This window comes from Actinomadura coerulea (genome assembly GCF_014208105.1).
Lineage (GTDB): Bacteria > Actinomycetota > Actinomycetes > Streptosporangiales > Streptosporangiaceae > Spirillospora > Spirillospora coerulea.
Genome location: NZ_JACHMQ010000001.1, coordinates 1158593 through 1176792 on the forward strand (window position 1 = coordinate 1158593; position 18200 = coordinate 1176792).

Consider the following 18200-nt stretch of genomic DNA (forward strand, 5'->3'; position numbering starts at 1 on the left):
GATCACCCTCGGGCAGGGCCCGTCCTCGAACAGACGATGGCGCTTGACGAATCTGGGGCAGGTGGGATGTCCGGCACGGGACTCAGGACGCTCGGGGCCGCCGATCCGGAACGGGTGGGGCCGTACCGGCTGCTGGCGCGGCTGGGAGCGGGCGGGATGGGGCAGGTCTATCTCGGCCGGTCCCAGGGCCGGCGGCTGGTGGCGGTCAAGGTCGTCCACCCCCACTTCGCCGGCGACGCGGTGTTCCGGCGCCGGTTCACGAAGGAGATCGCGGCGGCGCGCCGCATCAGGGGCTTCTACACGGCGCAGGTGATCGACGCCGACTCCGACGCCGACCCGCCGTGGCTGGTCACGGAGTACATAGCCGGGCCGTCGCTGCAGGACGCCGTCGACGAGAACGGCGCGCTGCCCGAGATCTCGGTGGCGGCGCTCGGCGCGGGGCTCGCCGAAGGGCTGCGGGCGGTCCACGAGCGGAACGTGATCCACCGGGACCTCAAGCCGGGGAACGTGCTGCTGGCCCAGGACGGGCCGCGGATCATCGACTTCGGCATAGCGCGGGCGATGGACGCGCCCACCCAGAGCCTGACCCTGGTGGGCACGCCCGGGTACATGTCGCCCGAGCAGTTCCTGGGCGGCGACCTCGAACCGGCCAGCGACGTGTTCTGCCTGGCGGCCGTGCTGGCCTTCGCCGCGACCGGCCGCCACCCCTTCGGCGAGGGGCCGCCCGAGGCCCTCGGCTACCGGGTCCGCCACCAGGACCCCGACCTGGCGGGCGTCCCGGCGTCGTTGAGACCCCTGATCGCGGCCGGTCTGGAGAAGGAGCCGGGCCGCCGCCCGGCGACCGGGGAGTTCCTGGACCGCTGCTCCGCGCTCGTCGCGGACGAGGGCATGCCCCTGCCGGACACGTTCACCACCATGATCGCCTCGCGGGTGGCCGAGACCGAGGTCTTCACGGGGAAGGCCGGGACGGGCGAACACGGGGCGAGCCCTCCGCAGGACGTGCAGGCCCAGCCACCTGCGGACCGGCGCCCGCCGTCGCCGCGCCCGGCGCCGGTACGGGGAGGGCGTCCGAAAGAGCGTCCACCGGCCAGGCCGGCCGCCGTGGTCCTGGCCGGGGTCGCGGGCGTCGTGCTCATGGCCCTGCTCATCGTCGCCGGCAACGGAGGCTCAGAAGGATCGAACAACGGCGACGCCGCGTCGACTTCACCGAGGAGCCGCTCGACCGGCATCACGGGCGAGGAGATCGCCGACCGGCCGAGTCCGACCCCCGACCGGACCTGGAAGGCGTTCGACGACATCTCGGTCAACGACTGCTTGAACGCGTCCGGTAACCCCTGGAACCCCGGCGGGTGGCTCGGGGACATGCCCCGCGCGGTCTCCTGCGGGAACGGCGATGCCTACCTGAGGGTCACCGGGGTGGAGAAGACGGGCAGTGCGTGCGGATCCAAGCCGCTCGACGGCGAATCGTACTGGGAGTCCCCCGCCCACGAAGGCCGCAAGAACTATCTCTGCGTAGAGCGGCGGTTCAGGAAGGGCGAGTGCTTCCTGGGCAAGAGGGGCAGCAGGCCGGGCTCGGCGGCCATCAGCGGCTACGGTCTGATGACCTCGTGGAGATGCGGCAAGAGCGGCCTCCCGAACGAATACGCCCACGTCCTCCGCTTCACCGGCTACCACAAGAGCAGATGCCCTCGCGGTTCGCTGACATGGGACTTCCGGCGAGGCGTCCTCTGCGCCGAGATCGTCGTCTGACGTGGAGAGCGCGCCCGGGGCGGGGGAGGGGGCGGCCGCCTGTCGGTGGCATCGCGTTTAATCGAGGCGTGGACGTTGGAGAGCGCATCGCCGAGCTGACCGCACAGGTCAAGCGACTGAACGATCTGTACTACGGCGCCGGCGACAGCCCGCTGCCGGACGCCGACTACGACGCGTTGAAGGACGAGCTGGCGGCGCTCGTCGCCGAGCATCCGGAGCTGGAGCCCGCCGACAGCCCGCTCGGCAAGGTCAACGCGCCGGCGGAGCTGACCGGCCCGACCGTGCGCCATGCCCGCCCGATGCTCTCGCTGGCCAAGGCGACGAGCGAGGAGCAGATCCGCACGTTCTGCGAACGGTTCGGCGGCCAGGTCTTCCGCGTGTCGGAGAAGCTCGACGGGCTGTCGCTCAGCGTCGTCTACACCGACGGCAGGCTCGACTACGTGGCCACGCGCGGCACCGGCACCGTCGGCGAGCTGGTGACCGAGAAGGTCCGCCACGTAATCCCGGGCCTGCCGGCCGAGATCGACGCGCCCGGGCGCGTCGAGGTCCGCGGCGAGGCGGTGATGCTGAGGTCGGTGTGGGCGGCCTACAACGAGGCGCACCCGGAGCGGATCCTGACCAATCCGCGTTCGGGAGCCGCCGGGACGCTGGTGCTGAAGGACCCGGAGGCGGCCGCGCAGGCCAAGCGGGTGCTGCGGTTCTTCGCGTTCGGCGCCGACCGCGGCGGCGACGCGATCGATGTCCCGGCGGGCTTCGAGTCGGTCGCCCAGTACGTCGGCACCGGCGCCGAAGAGGTCATCGACGCGATCCATGAGATCGGCGGCCGCCGCGACGATCTCGACTACGACATCGACGGCGCGGTCGTGCGGCTGCACGAGCCCGCGGCGTTCGACGCGGCGGGTTTCAACAGCGCCGAGCCGCGCGGGGCGATCGCGTTCAAGTACCCGCCGGAGGAGAAGCTGACGACGCTGCTGGCGGTCCAGTGGCCGGTCGGCAAGATCGGCCGCGTCCCGCCGCGCGCGAAGGTCGCGCCGGTGTTCGTCGGCGGCGTGACGGTGGAGAACATCACCCTGCACAACCCCCGGCTGATCCGCGAGCGCGATCTGCGGATCGGCGACACCGTGGCGGTCGTGCGGCGCGGCGACGTGATCCCCTTCGCGGGCCGCTCGCTGCCGGAGATGCGCGACGGGAGCGAGGTCGAGATCGTCCCGCCGACGCACTGCCCGTCGTGCGAGTCCGAACTGGAGGTCCGCGGCACCGGCGAGGAGCGCTGGTGCGTGAACCTGCAGTGCCCGGCGCAGGCGACGCGCCGGCTGATGCACTGGGCCTCGCGCCAGGCGGCCGACATGGAGGGCGTCGGCGACGTCTGGATCGAGAAGCTCGCCGAGGACGGCGTGCTCAAGCGCCGCAGCGACTTCTACGACCTCACGACCGAGCAGCTGCTCGGCTACGAGCGGATGGGCGAGGTCAGCGCCCAGAACATGGTCGACTCGATCGCGTCCTCCAAGGACGTGGGCTTGCGCCGCGCGCTGATAGGCCTGGCGATCCCGATGGCCTCCGAGGGCACGGCCAAGCGCCTGTGCCTGGCCGGCTACGAGCGCGTCGAGGACGTCGCGGCGGCGACCGCCGAAGACCTGGTGGCGATCCGCGACATCGGGCCGAAGGCCGCCGAGAGCATCGTGGCCTTCTTCGCCCGCCCGGAGGTCCGGGAGGAGATCGCCGCGCTGCGCGAGCGCGGCGTGAACCTCGACGTCCTGGCCGAGGACCGGCCGGTCGACACGGCCGCCGCGGGCGACTCGCCGCTCAAGGGAAGGTCCGTCGTCATCACCGGCGCGTTCACCGACCCGCGCTCGGGCGCGAAGATCAGCCGTCCGGACGTCACGCGCCTGGTCGAGCAGGCGGCCGCGACGACCGCCTCATCGGTCTCGGCCAACACCGACTACCTGCTCGCCGGAGCCAACGTCGGCGCCGCCAAGACCGGCAAGGCCGAAAAGCTCGGAGTCACCGTCGTCCGCCAGGACGAACTGTGGCGCTGGCTCGCCGAAGCCGGCGTCATCTGACCGCAGCCGGCTGACCAGGGCGGCCCGGCCGCCACACCGCCGCGGTTCGGCCGCGCGGTAATGACTGCGCGGCCGAACCCTGCGCCGTCCTGCCGGCCGCACCGCGGCGCGCGCACCGGCCTCCCGCGAACGGGGCGGCCGCGCGCAGCATCCGGCGCGCTCACGTTCGGCCCCGGGCGCAAGGAGGCTCATTGGTTCTGGGAAAGCTCGCGTTATGCATTCCTGGGACCCGCTCCACGGCAGCGGTCGGGCTGGTTGAGGCTTCGCCCTGGCGGCGGGACTGCTTTCGCCCGCTTTCCAACGCAGATGGTCTCCTCGCGGAAATGTCGGTCCTGATCTGTACTGTCAACGACATCCGGGCCAACGGGTTCGCACTTCAGGTGATCGAGAGGCTGGAATGGCGGAGCACCGCACGTACCTTGAGTTGTCCGAGGACAACGCCACCGCGCACAAGTTCTACGAGGTGGTCCGTTCCGGCACTCGAGTCACCATTACCTACGGACGGATCGGCAGTTCCGGCCAGACGAAGGTGTCCGATTTCGCGACCGAGGCCAAAGCCGACGCGGCGGCCGCCAAGAAGATCGCGGAAAAGGCCAGGAAGGGCTACGCGCCGGCGGTGCGGGGCGTACGGCAGGCCCGCCCGGTCAGCAGGCGCCCCATGGTCAGCAGCAGGTCGACCGCGCGCCAGGCGCCGGTGCTGTGGCGGTTGGCGACCGGCGCCGCCGCGTTCGGCATCTTCGTCGACCAGGACCGGTGCTGGGTCGGCAACCAGAACGGCGACGTGTACACCGTCACCGGCGACGGCACCGTGACCGGCCACTACCGCCTGCCCGCCGGGGTGAAGTGCATCGTCGCCGACGACTTCTGGATCTACGCCGGCTGTGACGACGGCAGGGTGTACGACATGAGCGGCAAGGTCCCGCACGTGGCGTACGAGATCTCCGCCGACGTCGACATCTACTGGCTGGACATCGACGACGCCATCCTCGGAGTGTCCGACCGCAACGGCCGGGTCACCGCCGTCGACCACGAAGACGAGTACCAGTGGTCACGCGACGTCGACGGCGACTCCGCCTGGATGGTGCGGTGCGATGCCGGAAGCAACGCCGTCTTCCACGGCCATTCACGCGGTGTGGCCTGTTATTCGGCCGCCGACGGCAGGCCGGTCTGGAATGCGCCGGTCGGCGGCAGCGTCCTGTTCGGCTGGCAGGAAAACCGTTCCGTGTACGCAGCTACCAGCAATAACAACGTCTACCGGCTGGCTAAAAGCAACGGTGACGTCGAAGCGGTGTACCGCTGCGACGCCGCCGTTTTCTCCTGCGCGGCCTCGCCGGACGGGCGTTATGTGTTCGCCGGCGACAACCACTCCTCCGTCTACTGCTTCGACGAGGACGGCACCCGGCTGTGGAAACTCGGAACGGGGCACGGCTCCGCCTACTCGATGCAGTTCCTGGACGAGCGGGTCTACATCGTCACCACCGACGGCTCGCTGGTGTGCATCGACGCCTCCGAAACGGCCATCCACGCGGCCCAGCAGGGGTCGGTCCCCAAGCCCGTTGATGTGAAGGTCGCCGCGTCGCTGCCGACGGCCGAGCCGGCGGCGGTACTCGAAACCACCTCCCAGCCCGGTGACGCCGTCATCCTGGAGTGCTACCAGGACGGCACCCGGTACCGCGTGCGGGTCATCAGCGAGGGCTACGAGCAAGGGTGGAACGTGCAGTTCCCCAAAGAGATCCGCCAACCCGGCGCCCGCTACGCGGTCGAAGGCGTCCGCACGTCCGGGCGGGGCGGCTTCTACCGGACCTACGGCGAGATCAGACGTCTCCTCTGACGCGCATCCGAGGTCAGTGCGTATGTCGTTCCTGGATTTTCCGCGGTCGTGGCGAATCTCGCCGAGCGACTACGGCCAGCCGTTCGAGAAGCAGAATCGGGACGTTCCGCAATCGTCTTGCGCCGTAACTGGCGATGCGTAACGCTGGCTGTACAGGGCGTTGAGCATCAACCGAGAAAGCTCACGTCCCGAACGGCGTGGGGGAGCAGTTCCTCAACAGTTTCGAGCGCGACTGGTCCGGTGGGCGCCGGGACGATGGTGGCCCAGGAGTGGAAAGCGGCCCCGCCAGTGAGGCGGGGCCGCTCGTGTTCTCCGAGGCGCCAGGCAATGGTCCGAGAGTGAGCGCGCCGCCTCCCGGTCCGAGGAGTCGGCCCGCCCGGATGCCGACGGCTGCGCGCCAGGGCTCGCTCCGGTCACCGGCGGCCGCGAACTCCTTGCCTCTCGCGGTCCCCTGTGGACGGTCAAGCAGTGAGATCGTCTCGTTCCGAGCGTCTCGCGGGGTGCCTCATCAGAGCCACACCTCGGAAAAAACCAGATGAAAGGAGTCCGGCTCTTGCTCGGACTTGTGCGCGCCTTCCTGTACCTGTTCCTCCGGTTCGCCGCGATCGGGTTCTTCCTGCTCGTGATCGCTGAGGTCGGGTTCGACGTGATCTGGAACGCTGCCGTGGGGATCTTCCCTTCCTGGGGCGGCTTCATCGTCTTCGTCGTGGCCGTGGCGGCGCTCTCCGGTGCCGTCGCCAAGAAGAGGAAGAAGTCCTAACCGCGCTCCGGGCTTGACGCCTGGAGTGAGAACACGGAATGGGGTCCGCGCACCTAGGTGCGCGGCCCCGTTCTCTTGCCTTGTTGGGGGAGCGGCCTTTATCGGCAGTGGTGGCGGTCGGTTCGCCCAGGTCATCGGCTCCGTGTCAGCGCAGGGTGCGGCTGAGGAAGTCGCGGATGCGGGAGGCGATCTCGGGGCCGTGGGTCTCGAGCGCGAAGTGACCCGCGTCGAGGATGTGGATCTCGGCGTCGGGCAGGTCCCGGGCGTAGGCGCGGGCGCCGTCGGGGCCGAAGATCTCATCGTTGCCGCCCCAGGTGACCAGCACCGGCGGGCGGTGGGTGCGGAAGTACTCCTGGAAGGCCGGGTAGCCGTCGAGGTTGAACTGGTAGTCCCAGAAAAGCTGGAGTTGGATCTCCTTGTTGCCGGGACGGTCGAGGTAGGCCTGGTCGAGGGTCCAGGTGTCGGGGGACAGCCGGTCCGCCCGGTCGGCGGGCACCCCGTGCGTGTACTGCCACCTGGTGGCGTCCGGCTCCAGCAGTTCACGGACGGCGGGTTCGTTGGTCCGGCGGTCCTTGGCGTGCGCGAACAGGACGTCCCAGAACGGGGTGAAGCCCTCCATGTAGGCGTTGCCGCTCTGGGAGATGATCGCGGTGATGCGTTCCGGGTGCCGACTGGCGATGCGCAGCCCGATCGGTGCGCCGTAGTCCTGGATGTAGAGGGCGAAGCGGTCCAGGCCCAGCGTGTCCAGCAGCTCCAGTGTGATCTCGGTGAGCTTCTCGAAGCCGTAGTCGAACTCGTCGACCGGGGGCGTCGCCGACTGGCCGAAGCCGATGTGGTCGGGGGCGATCAGGTGGTAGTCGTCGGCGAGGTCGCGCAGGAGGTTGCGGAACATGGCCGAGCTGCTGGGAAAGCCGTGCAGGAGTACCAGCGTGGGGTTCGCCGGGTCGCCCGCCTCCCGGTAGAAGACGTCGAGGCCCTGAATGCCGATGGTGTGGTGCCGGGTGGTCACTGTGCTGTTTCCTTTCGCGGTGTTCAGCGGGATTGCGTGGCGGTCGCCACGGGCTTGGGGGCCGCGGGCGCGATCAGCGCCGCGGCGGCGAGGCTGAGCAGCACACCGAGGGCGAAGCCGCCCCGGTAGCTGCCGGACAGGGCGTGGACGGCGGCGGCCACGGCGAGCGCGGCACCGGCCGAGAGCTGGTGGATCAGCCATGCCGGGGCCAGCGTCCGACCGAGCCGGGCCCGGTCGAGACCGCGGGTCAGCAGCGTCATGGTCAGCGGGATCACCGTGAAGGATGCCGTCCCGAAGATCACCGCCACCGCGATGAGGACGGCGGGCTCGGTGGCCGTGGCCGCCAGCACCAGCGCCACGGCTCGGACCAGGTGCAGCGTGCGCAGGAGCGGCTCGGGGCCGAACGGGCCCAGCAGCCGAGCGGTGGCCAGTGAGGTGAGCCCCGCGGTAAGAGCGCTGAGCATGATCAGCCGTCCGGCGTGCGCGGCCGACCAGCCCAGTTCGGTCGCGTACTTGGGCAGCAGAAGGACCAGCATGTACAGCGATGCCGAGTGCAGGCCGAAGGACGTCAGCACGCGGCCTCTGCCGCGCAGGGCGGTGGCGGCGACCGGCGCGGGGCCGTTCCGTCCGCGGCCGTCCCGGGGCAGGACCGTCGCCAGCGCGGCGGTGACCACCAGGCCGGTGAGGCCGAGCGCCAGGTATGTCGCCCGTACCCCGGCCGGCTCCAGGAGCATGGTCGCGGCCAGTGGGGCGAGCAGTTGGCCGAGGTTGATGCCCACCGAGGCGCGGGCCAGGGCCGGACCCGCCCTGTCGCCGTACCGGTGGGCGATCAGCGCGGTGACGGCCAGGCTGGAGGAGGCCGCGAAGCCCAGGCCGCCGAGGACCACGTAGGCGGCGACGAACTGCCAGGCCTGCCGGACGGCCGCCATCGCCACGTAGCCGCTGGAGATCAGAGTCAGCCCGGTCAGGAGGACCGGTCTCGCTCCCACCCGGTCGAGCAGCGAACCCACCAGCGGCTGCGCCAGGCCGGTCAACGCGATGGCGATTCCGGCGGCGATCGCCGGCGTCGCGGCGGACAGCCCGTAGGAGGCGGCGGCCGGCGCGAAGAAGACGCCTGCCGAGAAGTTCAGGCCGAAGGAGACCGCCTGCCCCGCGAGCACCGCCCACACCACGCGATCTCGCCGCATCTCTGTCCCCTAACCGACTCGCCGACTTTTAACGGTTAGAAAGATGGCATAGAGAATCTAACCTGTCAAAGCAGCTACAGGGGTTAGAATGGAGCCATGGTGCGCAGACCTCTGACCGGTGAGCGGTTGCCCCGGGCCTGGTCGACATGCGGTGGCCGGTCCGCACCGGCGACTGGGTCTGGCCAGGTCCTCGGCCAGTGGTCAGGTCACCGCGGATGTCCGGGACGTGTCCGCGGGCGGCGCGGCGGCGCGGCCCGGACGCGACGGTCCGAGACGGATTGGCGTGACGGCCGGGTATCGCGGACGGTTCGTCCATCGGGTGCGCGGTTCCGCGACGATGCGTTCAGGCGCGATTGCGCGAGCCGCGGAACCGGGCACGATGACAGCGTGAACGAGAATGATCTCTTTGATCTGGATGGCCGCCGGTTCGCGATGGTCAGCTCCACCGCGAGCCGTGTGGACCCTGACGCGCCCACGCTGTTCGCCTACACGGAGGCCGACGGCGTGGTGTGGGGCAGTTACGAGGGCGACACCGTGGTCCACGGACGGTTCGTGGGGGCCCGGCGCGGAGCCGAGGTCCGGCTGAACTACGTGCATCTGACCAAGCGGAGCGCGGATCCGGTCGCCGGCTCCAGCACGAACCGGATCGAACTGCTGCAGGACGGCCGGATCCGGCTGGTGGAGGAGTTCCGGTTCGACGGGGACGACACGCCCCAGGTCAGCGTCTGCGAGGAGATCGTCAGGGAAGGTCTTTGAGCTCGGCCCGCCCGGCGTCCGCGCGGATGAAGCGCATCCGTCCCAGGGCGACCGGGCCGGGGCCGGGCTCGGCCTCCGGCTTCGCCGGGGCGTAGTCGGACGGCAGCACGAACGGACGGCGGATCACCTCGTCGAGGATGAGGACCGTCTCGGTGGCCTTCACGGCCGGGATGCCGGCCAGCCTCTCGGAGACCAGGCGGTGCACGGCGGCGACATCGGTGGCCCGGACCTGGATCATCGCGTCGTGCTGGCCGGTGGTGATCGCGCAGTACTCGACCTCGGGCATCAGCGACAGCTGGGCGCGGAACTGCGGCCACATCTGCTGCCGGACGGTGACGAAGATCAGTGCGCAGATGCCGAGGCCGGTGCGGACCGGGTCGACCTGCACGGTGAACCGGCTGATCACGCCGCTGGCGCGGAGCGCCTCGAAGCGCATGTAGGCGTTGGCCCGGGAGATGCCGACCCGCTGGGCGAGGGCCGCGATGGAGATCCGGCCGTCCTGGCGCAGGACCTCCAGCATCTTCAGGTTGATCGAGTCCAGCTCGGTGCGGATCTGTCCAGGTTCGGCCCCCCTTTGAGGTGGTCCGTGCGACGGTTTGACCATGAATCCGTGTCCTTCTCTCGCTTTATCTTGACTTTCACTGGTTGCGTAGACGTTCCGCCGGAAGTCTCGCACTATCGGACTTCGTCGTCCAGACGCAGAGAACCGACCTGACGGAGCCCCGGAGGCCACGATGCCGATCACGAGTGGAACCACACGGTGGGCGGCGTTGCCCGTCCTCGTGGCCGCAGCACTCAGCCTGACCGCCTGCTCGGGCGGGGACGGGACGTCCTCGTCGTCCGGGGCCGGCAAGGCCCTGGTCATCGACACCTCGTTCAACCTCAAGACCGCGGACCCGGGACGGATGTACGAGCAGACCGGCCTGCTCGTCGACCGGGCCCTCTACGACACGCTGCTCAGCTTCAAGGGCTCCGACGTCAGCACGCCGGTGCCGGCGCTGGCGGAGTCGTACGAGCTGTCCAAGGACGGCAAGAAGCTCACCCTCAAGCTGCGCCAGGACGCGGTCTTCTCCGACGGCAGCCCCGTGACCGCCGACGACGTGGTGTTCTCGCTCGACCGGGTCCGCGACCTCAAGGGCAACCCGTCGTTCCTGCTCGAAGGCGTGACGGTCGAGAAGACCGACGACAAGACCATCACCCTGGTGTCGGCCAAGCCCAACCCGTCGCTGCCGTTCATCCTGCCGAACCCGGCGCTCGGCATCCTGAACTCCAAGGTCGTCAAGGCCAACGGCGGTGCCGCGAGCCCCGCCGACAAGGCGGAGAAGTACCTGAACGGCCAGTCGGCCGGATCCGGCCCGTACATGCTGGAGTCCTTCAACGCCGCCACGCAGGTCGTGCTCAAGGCCAACCCCAAGTACTGGGGCGCCACCAAGCCGGTCTACAAGCGCGTCGTGCTGCGCAACGTCCAGTCGCAGACCCAGAAGCTGAACGTCCAGCGCGGGGACAGCCAGATCGCGGTGGACCTGACGGCCGACCAGGCCCAGGGCATCGGCGGCGGCACGCAGACCGTCAAGGGCGCGTCCGCCAACGTGTTCTTCCTGCTGACCAACCGGAACCCGTCCGTCAGCAAGATCACCTCCAATCCCCGGTTCACCGAGGCCGTCAGCAAGGGCGTGGACTACCCGGGGCTCCTGGAACTCGCCGGCGAGGGCTCGGTCCAGGCGGCCGGCATCGTCCCGTCCATGATCAACGGCTCGCTGCCCGCGGCGCAGGCGCCCAGGCGCGACGTCGCCGGCGCCAAGGCGGCGCTCGCCGCCGGCGGGATCACGAACCCCAGGGTCAAGCTGGAGTTCCCCAGCGACTTCACGCTCAACGGCCTGTCCTTCCAGCCGCTGGCCGAGCGCATCCAGGCCAACCTGAAGGAGGTCGGCATCACCGTCGACCTCGCCCCCGCGCCGATCGCGACCGCGCTGGAGAGCTACCGCGACGGCAAGGAGGAGATGGGCCTGTGGTGGTGGAGCCCCGACTACCCGGACGCCAGCAACTACCTCGCCTTCCTGCCCGGCGGCCTGATCGGCGAGCGCGCCGGCTGGAAGAAGGGCTCGGACAAGGCACTGGAGGACGCCGGCGCCAAGGCCGCGAGCACCATCGGCGATGACCGGTTCGCCCAGTACCACCAGATCCAGACCCAGCTGAACGCGCGCGGCCCGATCGTGCCGCTGATGCAGCCGAGCCAGCGCCTGGTCACCGCCGGATCGCTGACCGGCCTGGCGGTCAACCCGGTGTGGACCTTCGAGATCGCGGCGCTCGGCAGCAAATGAAGTCCCCTCACCCGTCGGACGAGCGGACGCCCGAAGGCCGCCGGCCACCCGGCGCCCGGTGGTGGTCGCGGCATCCGCTGATGCGATTCCTGGCCCGGCGCCTGGCGGTCTCCGTACTGCTCGCCGTCGGCGTCACCCTGGTCACCTTCGTCCTGACCAACATGGTGCCCGGTGACCCGGCCACCGCGAACCTCGGCCAGCAGGCGCTCTCCAACCCGGCGATCGTCCAGCAGTTCCGGGAGGAGCACGGCCTCGACAAGCCGCTGCCGGTGCAGTACGCGACCTACATGGGCGACCTCGTCCGCGGGGACCTCGGCGAGTCGCAGCAGAGCCACCGGCCGGTCGCCGACGACCTGCGGGAGTTCGTCCCCGCGACGTTCGAGCTGGCCGGCACGGCGCTGCTGGTGTCGCTGCTGGTCGGCGTCGCGTTCGGAGTGATCGCCGCGCTGCGCCGGGACCGGCTCGTGGACCAGTTCCTGCGGGTGACCAGCCTGGCCGGCGTCTCGGTGCCGACGTTCTGGCTGGCGCTGCTGGCCTTCTACCTGTTCTTCTTCAAGTTCGGGCTCGCGCCGGGCTCCGGCAGGCTCTCCCCGACGATGTCGCCTCCTCCGCGGACCACCGGCCTGTACACGGTGGACGCGGCGCTCGCCGGCCAGTGGGACGTCTTCGCCAGCGCCGCCGGCCACCTCGTGCTGCCCGCGCTGGTGCTCGCCGCGTACACGATCGGCCTGCTCACGAGGTTCACGCGGTCGGCCGTGCTGGAGGTGCTCGGCCAGGACTACGTGCGGGCCGCCAGAGCCAAGGGTCTGCCCGGCCGCACCGTCCTCTTCCGGTACACGCTGCGCGCCGCGCTGGTGCCGGTCATCACGGTGGCGGGGCTGGCCTTCGGAAGCCTGCTGTCCGGCACGGTGCTCGTCGAGGCGATCTACGCCTGGCCCGGCATCGGCGAGTACGCGTACAAGAGCGCGACCACCCTCGACCTGCCCGCGGTAATGGGCGTCGGTCTCGTGGTCGGCGTGATCTACGTGGTGGTCAACCTGGTGGTGGACATGCTGTACGGCGTCATCGACCCAAGAGTGAGGCACACGTGAGCCGCAGGGTGCCGGAGGCGTGGCGCAAGCCGCTCGCCGTCGTCGGCCTCGTCATCGCGGCGGCATGGCTGGTCGTGGTGCTCGCCGCGCCGCTGCTCGCGCCGCACGACCCGCTGAGCCAGGCCTTCCCGCGGCTCCAGGCGCCGAGCGGAGCGCACTGGTTCGGCACCGACGAACTCGGCCGCGACGTCCTCAGCCGGGTGCTGTACGGCGCGCGCCTGTCCATCCCCCTCACCCTGCTGCTGGTCGTGATGTCCGTCGTCATCGGCGGGCTGCTGGGGGCGTGCGCCGGCTACTTCGGCCGCTGGCTGGACGAGACGATCATGCGGGTGGCGGACCTGGTGTTCGCGTTCCCGACCGTCATCCTCGCGATGGCCGTGGCCGCCTCGCTCGGCGCGAGCCTGCGCAACGCGGTGCTGGCCGTCCTCGTCGTGTCCTGGCCCGCGTACGCCCGGGTCACCCGCGGACTGGTGCTCGGCGTCCGGTCCCGCGAGTTCGTGATCAGCGGGCGGCTGCTCGGGTTCTCCGCGTGGCGCTCGCTGCGCACCGACGTGCTGCCGAACGTGACCGGCCCGGTCCTGGTGCTGGCCACCCTCGACATCGGCACCCAGCTCCTGCTGCTGTCGGGACTGTCGTTCCTGGGGCTCGGCGCCAAGCCGCCCACCGCCGAGTGGGGCTCCATGGTGGCGTCGGCCACGCACGTGTTCGACAAGTGGTGGGTCGGCGTGTTCCCCGGCCTGGCCATCCTGACGGTGGTGCTGGCCTTCAACTTCCTCGGTGACACGATGCGGGACGCGCTCGACCCGCGCACCGCACGGGCGATCAAGGAGCGGGCGCTGTGACCGTACTGGACATCGAGGGGCTCACCGTCGAGCTCGGGGGACGGGAGATCATCCGGAGGATCGACCTCGCACTGGAACCGGGGCGGATCCACGGGCTGGCGGGCGAGAGCGGCTCCGGGAAGACCATGACCGGGCTGGCCGTCATGGGACTGCTCCCGCACGGCGCGCGTACCGGCGGGCGAATCCTCTTCGACGGGACCGACCTGCTGTCCCTCCCGTCCAAGAAGATGAACGCGCTGCGCGGCAGCGAGATCGGCATGGTGTTCCAGGACCAGTCGACGAGCCTGCACCCCATGCTCTCGATCGGCCACCAGCTCACCGACCACATGCGCCACCACCTGGAGCTGGACAAGGCCGAGGCGCGCCGCCGTGCGGTCGAACTGCTGACGAGGGTGCGCATCCCGGACGCCGACGGCGCGCTGCGGCGGTACCCCCACCAGTTCTCGGGCGGCATGCGCCAGCGCATCGCGATCGCGGCCGCACTGGCCTGCGACCCCAAGGTCCTGATCGCGGACGAGCCGACCACCGCGCTCGACGTGACCGTCCAGGCCGGCGTGCTGCGCCTGCTGCGCGGCCTGTGCGACGAGCTCGGACTCGCCGTCCTGCTGGTCACCCACGACCTGGGCGTCATGTCCGCGGTGGCCGACACGATCAGCGTGATGCGGGCGGGCCTGCTGGTCGAGACCGGCGCGCGTGCCCAGGTCATGCGCGAGCCCGCCGACCAGTACACCCGAATGCTGCTGGACGCGCTGCCGGAGCGGAGCACCTCATGAAACTGCTGGACGGCGCCGAGCCGGCGCCCGCCTCATCGCTGCTGGCCGTCGAGAACCTGGTGGTGGACCATCGCAGCCCGGACCGGCCCCCCGTCCGGGCGGTGGCGGGCGTCGACCTGTCCGTCGCGCCCGGGGAGGTCGTCGGCCTGGTCGGCGAGTCGGGCTGCGGGAAGTCCACGCTGGCCCGCGCCATCTGCGGGATCGTCCGGCCGTCCAGCGGCTCCATCGGGTTCGAGGGGCGCCCGGTGACGCCGCTCGGCCTGCGCCGCCGCGATCCCGCGCTGACCCGCATCCAGATGGTGTTCCAGGACCCGTTCGCGTCGCTGAACCCGCGCCGCCGGGTCGGCGGCCAGATCGCCGACGGCCGGCGCGGCGGCCCGACCCCGGGCGAGCTGCTGGAACGGGTCGGGCTGTCGGCCGACATGGCCGCCCGCTACCCGCACGAGTTCTCCGGCGGGCAGCGGCAGCGCATCGCCATCGCCCGCGCCCTGGCCGCCCGCCCCTCCCTGCTGATCGGCGACGAGCCGATCTCCGCGCTGGACGCCTCCGCCCAGGCGCAGGTCGCGGGGCTGATGCGGTCGCTGACCGTCGAGTCGGGGGCGGGGCTGCTCTTCATCAGCCATGACCTGTCGGTCGTCCGGATGATCGCGGACCGGATCGCGGTCATGTACCTGGGCAAGATCGTCGAGATCGGCCGTACCGCCGAGGTCTGGGCCGACCCGCAGCACCCCTACACCCGGGCCCTGCTGGCGGCCATCCCCTCGCCGGACGGTGCGGGCACGCTTCCCGCCGAGCTGCCCGGCGACGTGCCGGACCCCGCGGCGCCGCCGTCCGGCTGCCGGTTCCACCCGCGCTGTCCCCACGCCATGGACGTCTGCTCGAAGCGCGAACCGGTACAGGAGCGCGGGGTGGCCTGCTGGCTCTACGACTCGGCGCCGGAATGAGCGACGATCGCATGGAGCGGGTGCGGGCCCGCATGATCGAGCACGGGGTGGACGTCCTCGTCCTGCGGCCCTCCTCGAACCTGCGGTACCTGGCCGACTCGGCGCGGCACGGCTTCCTCGTCATCACGCCGGACGGGCCGCCCGAGCACGTCCGCGACGCGTCGCCCCTCATCCCGAAGGGCGCGCGGGTCGCCATCGACCCCCAGATGCCGGCGCGCGAACTGCTGTCGATCCAGGAGCGGCTCGGCCCGCAGACCCTGTTCGCCTCGGCGGAGCCGCTCCTCGCGCCGCTCCGGATGCGCAAGTCCGACGCGGAGATCGCGGCCATGGAGCGCGCGGCCGTCGCCGCCGACCGGGCCGTGGCGATGGCCGCCGAACTGCGCTGGTCCGGCACCACCGAACGGGAGATGGCGCGGCTGCTGCGCGTGCTGCTGCTGGAGACCGGCCACGACGAGGTCACGCTCGTCACCGTCGCGGCGGGGGAGCACTCCGCCGCCCCGTACCACCGGCCCACCGAACGGGTGATCAACCCGGGCGACGCGGTCCTGGTCAACATCGGCGGACGGCACGAGGGCTACTGCTCCGACATCACCCGGATGTTCGTCGTGGCGGAGCCGCCCGAGGACTTCGAGGCCATGTACTCCGTCGTGCTCGCCGTCCACAGCGCCGCCTGCGAGGCGGTGCGCCCCGGCGTCACCGCCGCAGAGATCGACGAGGTCTGCCGCACCGCCATCGCGGCCAGCGGGTACGGGGACTTCTTCGTCCACCGGACGGGCCACGGCGTCGGCCTCGACCAGTTCGAACCGCCCTACCTGACCTCGGCGGACCGGACCGTCATCGAGCCCGGCATGACCATGTCCGTCCAGCCCGCCATCTACCTTCCGGGGCTGTACGGCGCGCGGATCGAGGACGTCGTCGTCTGCACCGACATCGGAGCCCGCCGCCTGAACCAGAGCCCGCGCCTGCTCATCGTCACCGACCGCTGACGGCTCTCGGGTCCCTGGTGCCCGTACGGCCGCGGTGACCCGTGTGGACTCGGCCGCTGATGACGGGATGCTCCGAGGGTGGGATCGGATCCGGACGAACTGCGGGCGGCGGGGGTGACGCCCCGTGAGCTGGAGGTCTTCTGGCTCGTCGGGGACCGACTGCACAACCAGGAGATCGCCGATGCCCTGCACGTGTCGGAACGGACCGGGCGGTCGGCCCGGCGTCGGCGCGGCGGAGCACGGCGGCAGCCGTGTCCGCGTCGCTCGCCTCGGCCAGCCGGGACCCCCAGGCCAGTGCGCAGTAGGAGTCGCCGGCGGCCGAAGCGCACGCGGCGATGAGGACGCCGCGTTCGCGGAAGCCCAGCCCGGCCGCCGTGCCGGCCTCCCGGAGCAGCTCGAAGAGCCGGGCGTAGAGGTCGGGCCGGTGGCCCCACAGCCTGGAGGTGTTCATGACGTGACCGGAAGCGGCGATGTCCTCGTCGAACATGCCCTGCGCCTCGCCGGTCAGGGGAGGGGCGGCGAGGAATCCGCTCCCGTTCATGGCCCTTCCGCCGCGAAGGTGACTGGCCGCCCCTGCTCCTTCCACGCGGCCAGTCCGCCGTCGAGGTGTGCGACGTCGGTGTAGCCGAGCGCCTGCAGCGTCTGCGCGGCCAGCGCCGACCTGCCGCCCGGATCGTCCGCGCGGAGGGGACGAACTCCTCGCGGTGGTACGGACTGGCGGGGTCCGCCCAGAACTCCAGCATTCCGCGGGGCGCCGGTACCGCGCCCGGGATGGCGCCCTCGCGCCGGACCTCATCGGGCTCACGGAGATCGACGAGCGTCACCCCGCCGCCTTCCAGCGCGCCGGCGACCTCCGGCACCGACATGTTGCACACCTCGTCTCGTGCGCGGGTCACCAATTGCCGGACGGAACTGCTCATTGCCTCACCTCGAACGCTCGGGTGTCCTTGCCCTCCATCTGACAGGGGACCGGCAGAGCGCACATCCGTGCTCAGTACGGAGACAGCGTCCGGGCCGCCACGCCCGCCCCGCCCTTGCCGAGGAGGCGGAGAGTCCGGCCGCTTCGCCTGACTTGGCCACTGTTCTGTCCGGGGCCCGCAGGGCTTGGCCGAGCCCACGAACGCCGGCAGCGCGAGGCGGCTGGCAACTCCTCGCCCCCGAGGTCTCTGCGGCGGCCGAGAACACCTAGTCGGCGCGCAGGGCGCCCAGCAGGGTCTGCACGAGGGCCTCGCCGGCCTCGACCTGGTCGAAGCGTCGCGCGGAGACCTCCTCCATCGCGGCGTGCAGCAGTGCGTAGACGGTGCTGACGAGCCACTCCACGGGCAGATCGGTGCGGAACACTCCGGTCTCCCGCCCTTGGAGGATCAGCTCCCGGACGTGCGCCATCGGCGGATCGTGCAGCTGCCGGACCTCCTCGGCCGGAAGCGTCCGCCGCGCGGCGTTGTACAGGCGGCCGAAACGGCCGATGAGCGGCCAGGCCGTGCGGATGAGGTGGGCGAAGGCGTCCGCCGGAGGCTCCTCGGCGCTCCGCGCGCCTTCGAGGATCTCCGTGCTCTGGTCGATCACCTGCCGGAGGACGGCCCGGATGACGTCCTCCCTGGACGAGAAGTGCGCGTAGAGGGTGACCCTGCCGACGCCGGCGGCGCGGGCGATGTCGGTCATGCTCGCGTCCGGGTCGCGGGCGAAGAGGTCCGTCGCGGCCGTGATGATCGCGGCGCTGTTGCGTTCGGCGTCCGCCCGGCGGCGTCCGCCGGTCTCCGACTCCGCCCTCGCCCGGCCGCCCGTCCTGCCTCCCATGACCGACAGCCTACGTCAAATCGAACACCGCCGTTCACTTTAGGTCCGGGCGGGTATACGTTAACCCGAACATAGCTGTTCGGTTTATCGGCGG

At 71.0% G+C, this 18200-nt stretch carries 16 protein-coding genes; 11 read left to right on the top strand and 5 right to left on the bottom strand.

Annotation, left to right across the window (positions count from 1 at the left end):
* Positions 1-66 precede the first annotated feature (66 nt).
* The 4 genes from BKA00_RS38140 (at position 67) to BKA00_RS05500 (ending at position 6400) form a co-directional block, all read left to right on the top strand.
* Positions 67-1749, top strand: coding sequence for a serine/threonine-protein kinase (locus tag BKA00_RS38140; protein ID WP_221493023.1), 1683 nt, complete (start codon positions 67-69; stop codon positions 1747-1749).
* A 68-nt stretch (positions 1750-1817) separates the two neighbouring features.
* Positions 1818-3809: an NAD-dependent DNA ligase LigA gene (gene ligA / locus BKA00_RS05490; protein WP_185023876.1), complete on the top strand. Its 1992-nt coding sequence runs from the start codon at positions 1818-1820 to the stop codon at positions 3807-3809.
* 397 nt (positions 3810-4206) lie between these two features.
* The gene (locus BKA00_RS05495; RefSeq protein WP_185023877.1) at positions 4207-5640 is read left to right on the top strand and encodes a WGR domain-containing protein; all 1434 of its coding nucleotides are present in this window, start codon (positions 4207-4209) and stop codon (positions 5638-5640) included.
* A gap of 553 nt (positions 5641-6193) precedes the next feature.
* On the top strand, positions 6194-6400 hold the full coding sequence (locus tag BKA00_RS05500) for a hypothetical protein (protein WP_185023878.1): 207 nt from the start codon (positions 6194-6196) through the stop codon (positions 6398-6400).
* A 145-nt stretch (positions 6401-6545) separates the two neighbouring features.
* Here the strand turns inward: BKA00_RS05500 and BKA00_RS05505 are convergent, their stop codons facing one another.
* Complete coding sequence (locus BKA00_RS05505; RefSeq protein ID WP_185023879.1) at positions 6546-7409, bottom strand: alpha/beta fold hydrolase; 864 nt, start codon at positions 7407-7409, stop codon at positions 6546-6548.
* 23 nt (positions 7410-7432) lie between these two features.
* Positions 7433-8596 (bottom strand): MFS transporter, encoded by a 1164-nt coding sequence (locus tag BKA00_RS05510; protein ID WP_185023880.1) that lies wholly within the window; start codon positions 8594-8596, stop codon positions 7433-7435.
* A 387-nt stretch (positions 8597-8983) separates the two neighbouring features.
* Between BKA00_RS05510 and BKA00_RS05515 the strand changes: the two genes are divergently transcribed.
* On the top strand, positions 8984-9352 hold the full coding sequence (locus tag BKA00_RS05515) for an avidin-fold protein (protein ID WP_230298946.1): 369 nt from the start codon (positions 8984-8986) through the stop codon (positions 9350-9352).
* Here the strand turns inward: BKA00_RS05515 and BKA00_RS05520 are convergent.
* Positions 9336-9956: an Lrp/AsnC family transcriptional regulator gene (locus BKA00_RS05520; protein ID WP_185023881.1), complete on the bottom strand. Its 621-nt coding sequence runs from the start codon at positions 9954-9956 to the stop codon at positions 9336-9338. The two genes, BKA00_RS05515 and BKA00_RS05520, sit on opposite strands and share 17 nt — an antisense overlap.
* Before the next feature lie 130 nt (positions 9957-10086).
* Between BKA00_RS05520 and BKA00_RS05525 the strand changes: the two genes are divergently transcribed.
* The 6 genes from BKA00_RS05525 to BKA00_RS05550 all read left to right on the top strand — a co-directional run bounded on the left by BKA00_RS05525 (position 10087) and on the right by BKA00_RS05550 (position 16309).
* Positions 10087-11673, top strand: a complete 1587-nt coding sequence (locus BKA00_RS05525; protein ID WP_185023882.1) for an ABC transporter substrate-binding protein — start codon at positions 10087-10089, stop codon at positions 11671-11673.
* Positions 11674-11753: 80 nt separating this feature from the next.
* Positions 11754-12764, top strand: coding sequence for an ABC transporter permease (locus tag BKA00_RS05530; RefSeq protein WP_230298947.1), 1011 nt, complete (start codon positions 11754-11756; stop codon positions 12762-12764).
* Positions 12761-13606 carry an ABC transporter permease gene (locus BKA00_RS05535; protein WP_179835542.1) on the top strand — a complete coding sequence of 282 codons (846 nt, stop codon included), beginning with the start codon at positions 12761-12763 and terminating at the stop codon, positions 13604-13606. The genes BKA00_RS05530 and BKA00_RS05535 overlap by 4 nt, the downstream gene beginning before the upstream one ends.
* Entirely contained in the window at positions 13603-14379 is a 777-nt protein-coding gene (locus tag BKA00_RS05540; protein WP_185023884.1) for an ABC transporter ATP-binding protein, read from the top strand. The genes BKA00_RS05535 and BKA00_RS05540 overlap by 4 nt, the downstream gene beginning before the upstream one ends.
* Positions 14376-15323: an ABC transporter ATP-binding protein gene (locus BKA00_RS05545; RefSeq protein WP_185023885.1), complete on the top strand. Its 948-nt coding sequence runs from the start codon at positions 14376-14378 to the stop codon at positions 15321-15323. Before BKA00_RS05540 ends, BKA00_RS05545 begins: the two co-directional genes overlap by 4 nt.
* A complete protein-coding gene (locus BKA00_RS05550) occupies positions 15320-16309 on the top strand; it encodes a M24 family metallopeptidase (protein WP_230298948.1) in 990 nt (329 codons plus the stop codon). The genes BKA00_RS05545 and BKA00_RS05550 overlap by 4 nt, the downstream gene beginning before the upstream one ends.
* A 537-nt stretch (positions 16310-16846) precedes the next feature.
* Here BKA00_RS05550 and BKA00_RS40770 read toward each other — a convergent pair.
* Both BKA00_RS40770 and BKA00_RS05560 read right to left on the bottom strand, forming a co-directional pair.
* On the bottom strand, positions 16847-17041 hold the full coding sequence (locus BKA00_RS40770) for a rhodanese-like domain-containing protein (protein WP_221493642.1): 195 nt from the start codon (positions 17039-17041) through the stop codon (positions 16847-16849).
* Between the two features lie 453 nt (positions 17042-17494).
* Complete coding sequence (locus BKA00_RS05560; RefSeq protein WP_185023886.1) at positions 17495-18106, bottom strand: TetR/AcrR family transcriptional regulator; 612 nt, start codon at positions 18104-18106, stop codon at positions 17495-17497.
* Positions 18107-18200 lie beyond the last annotated feature (94 nt).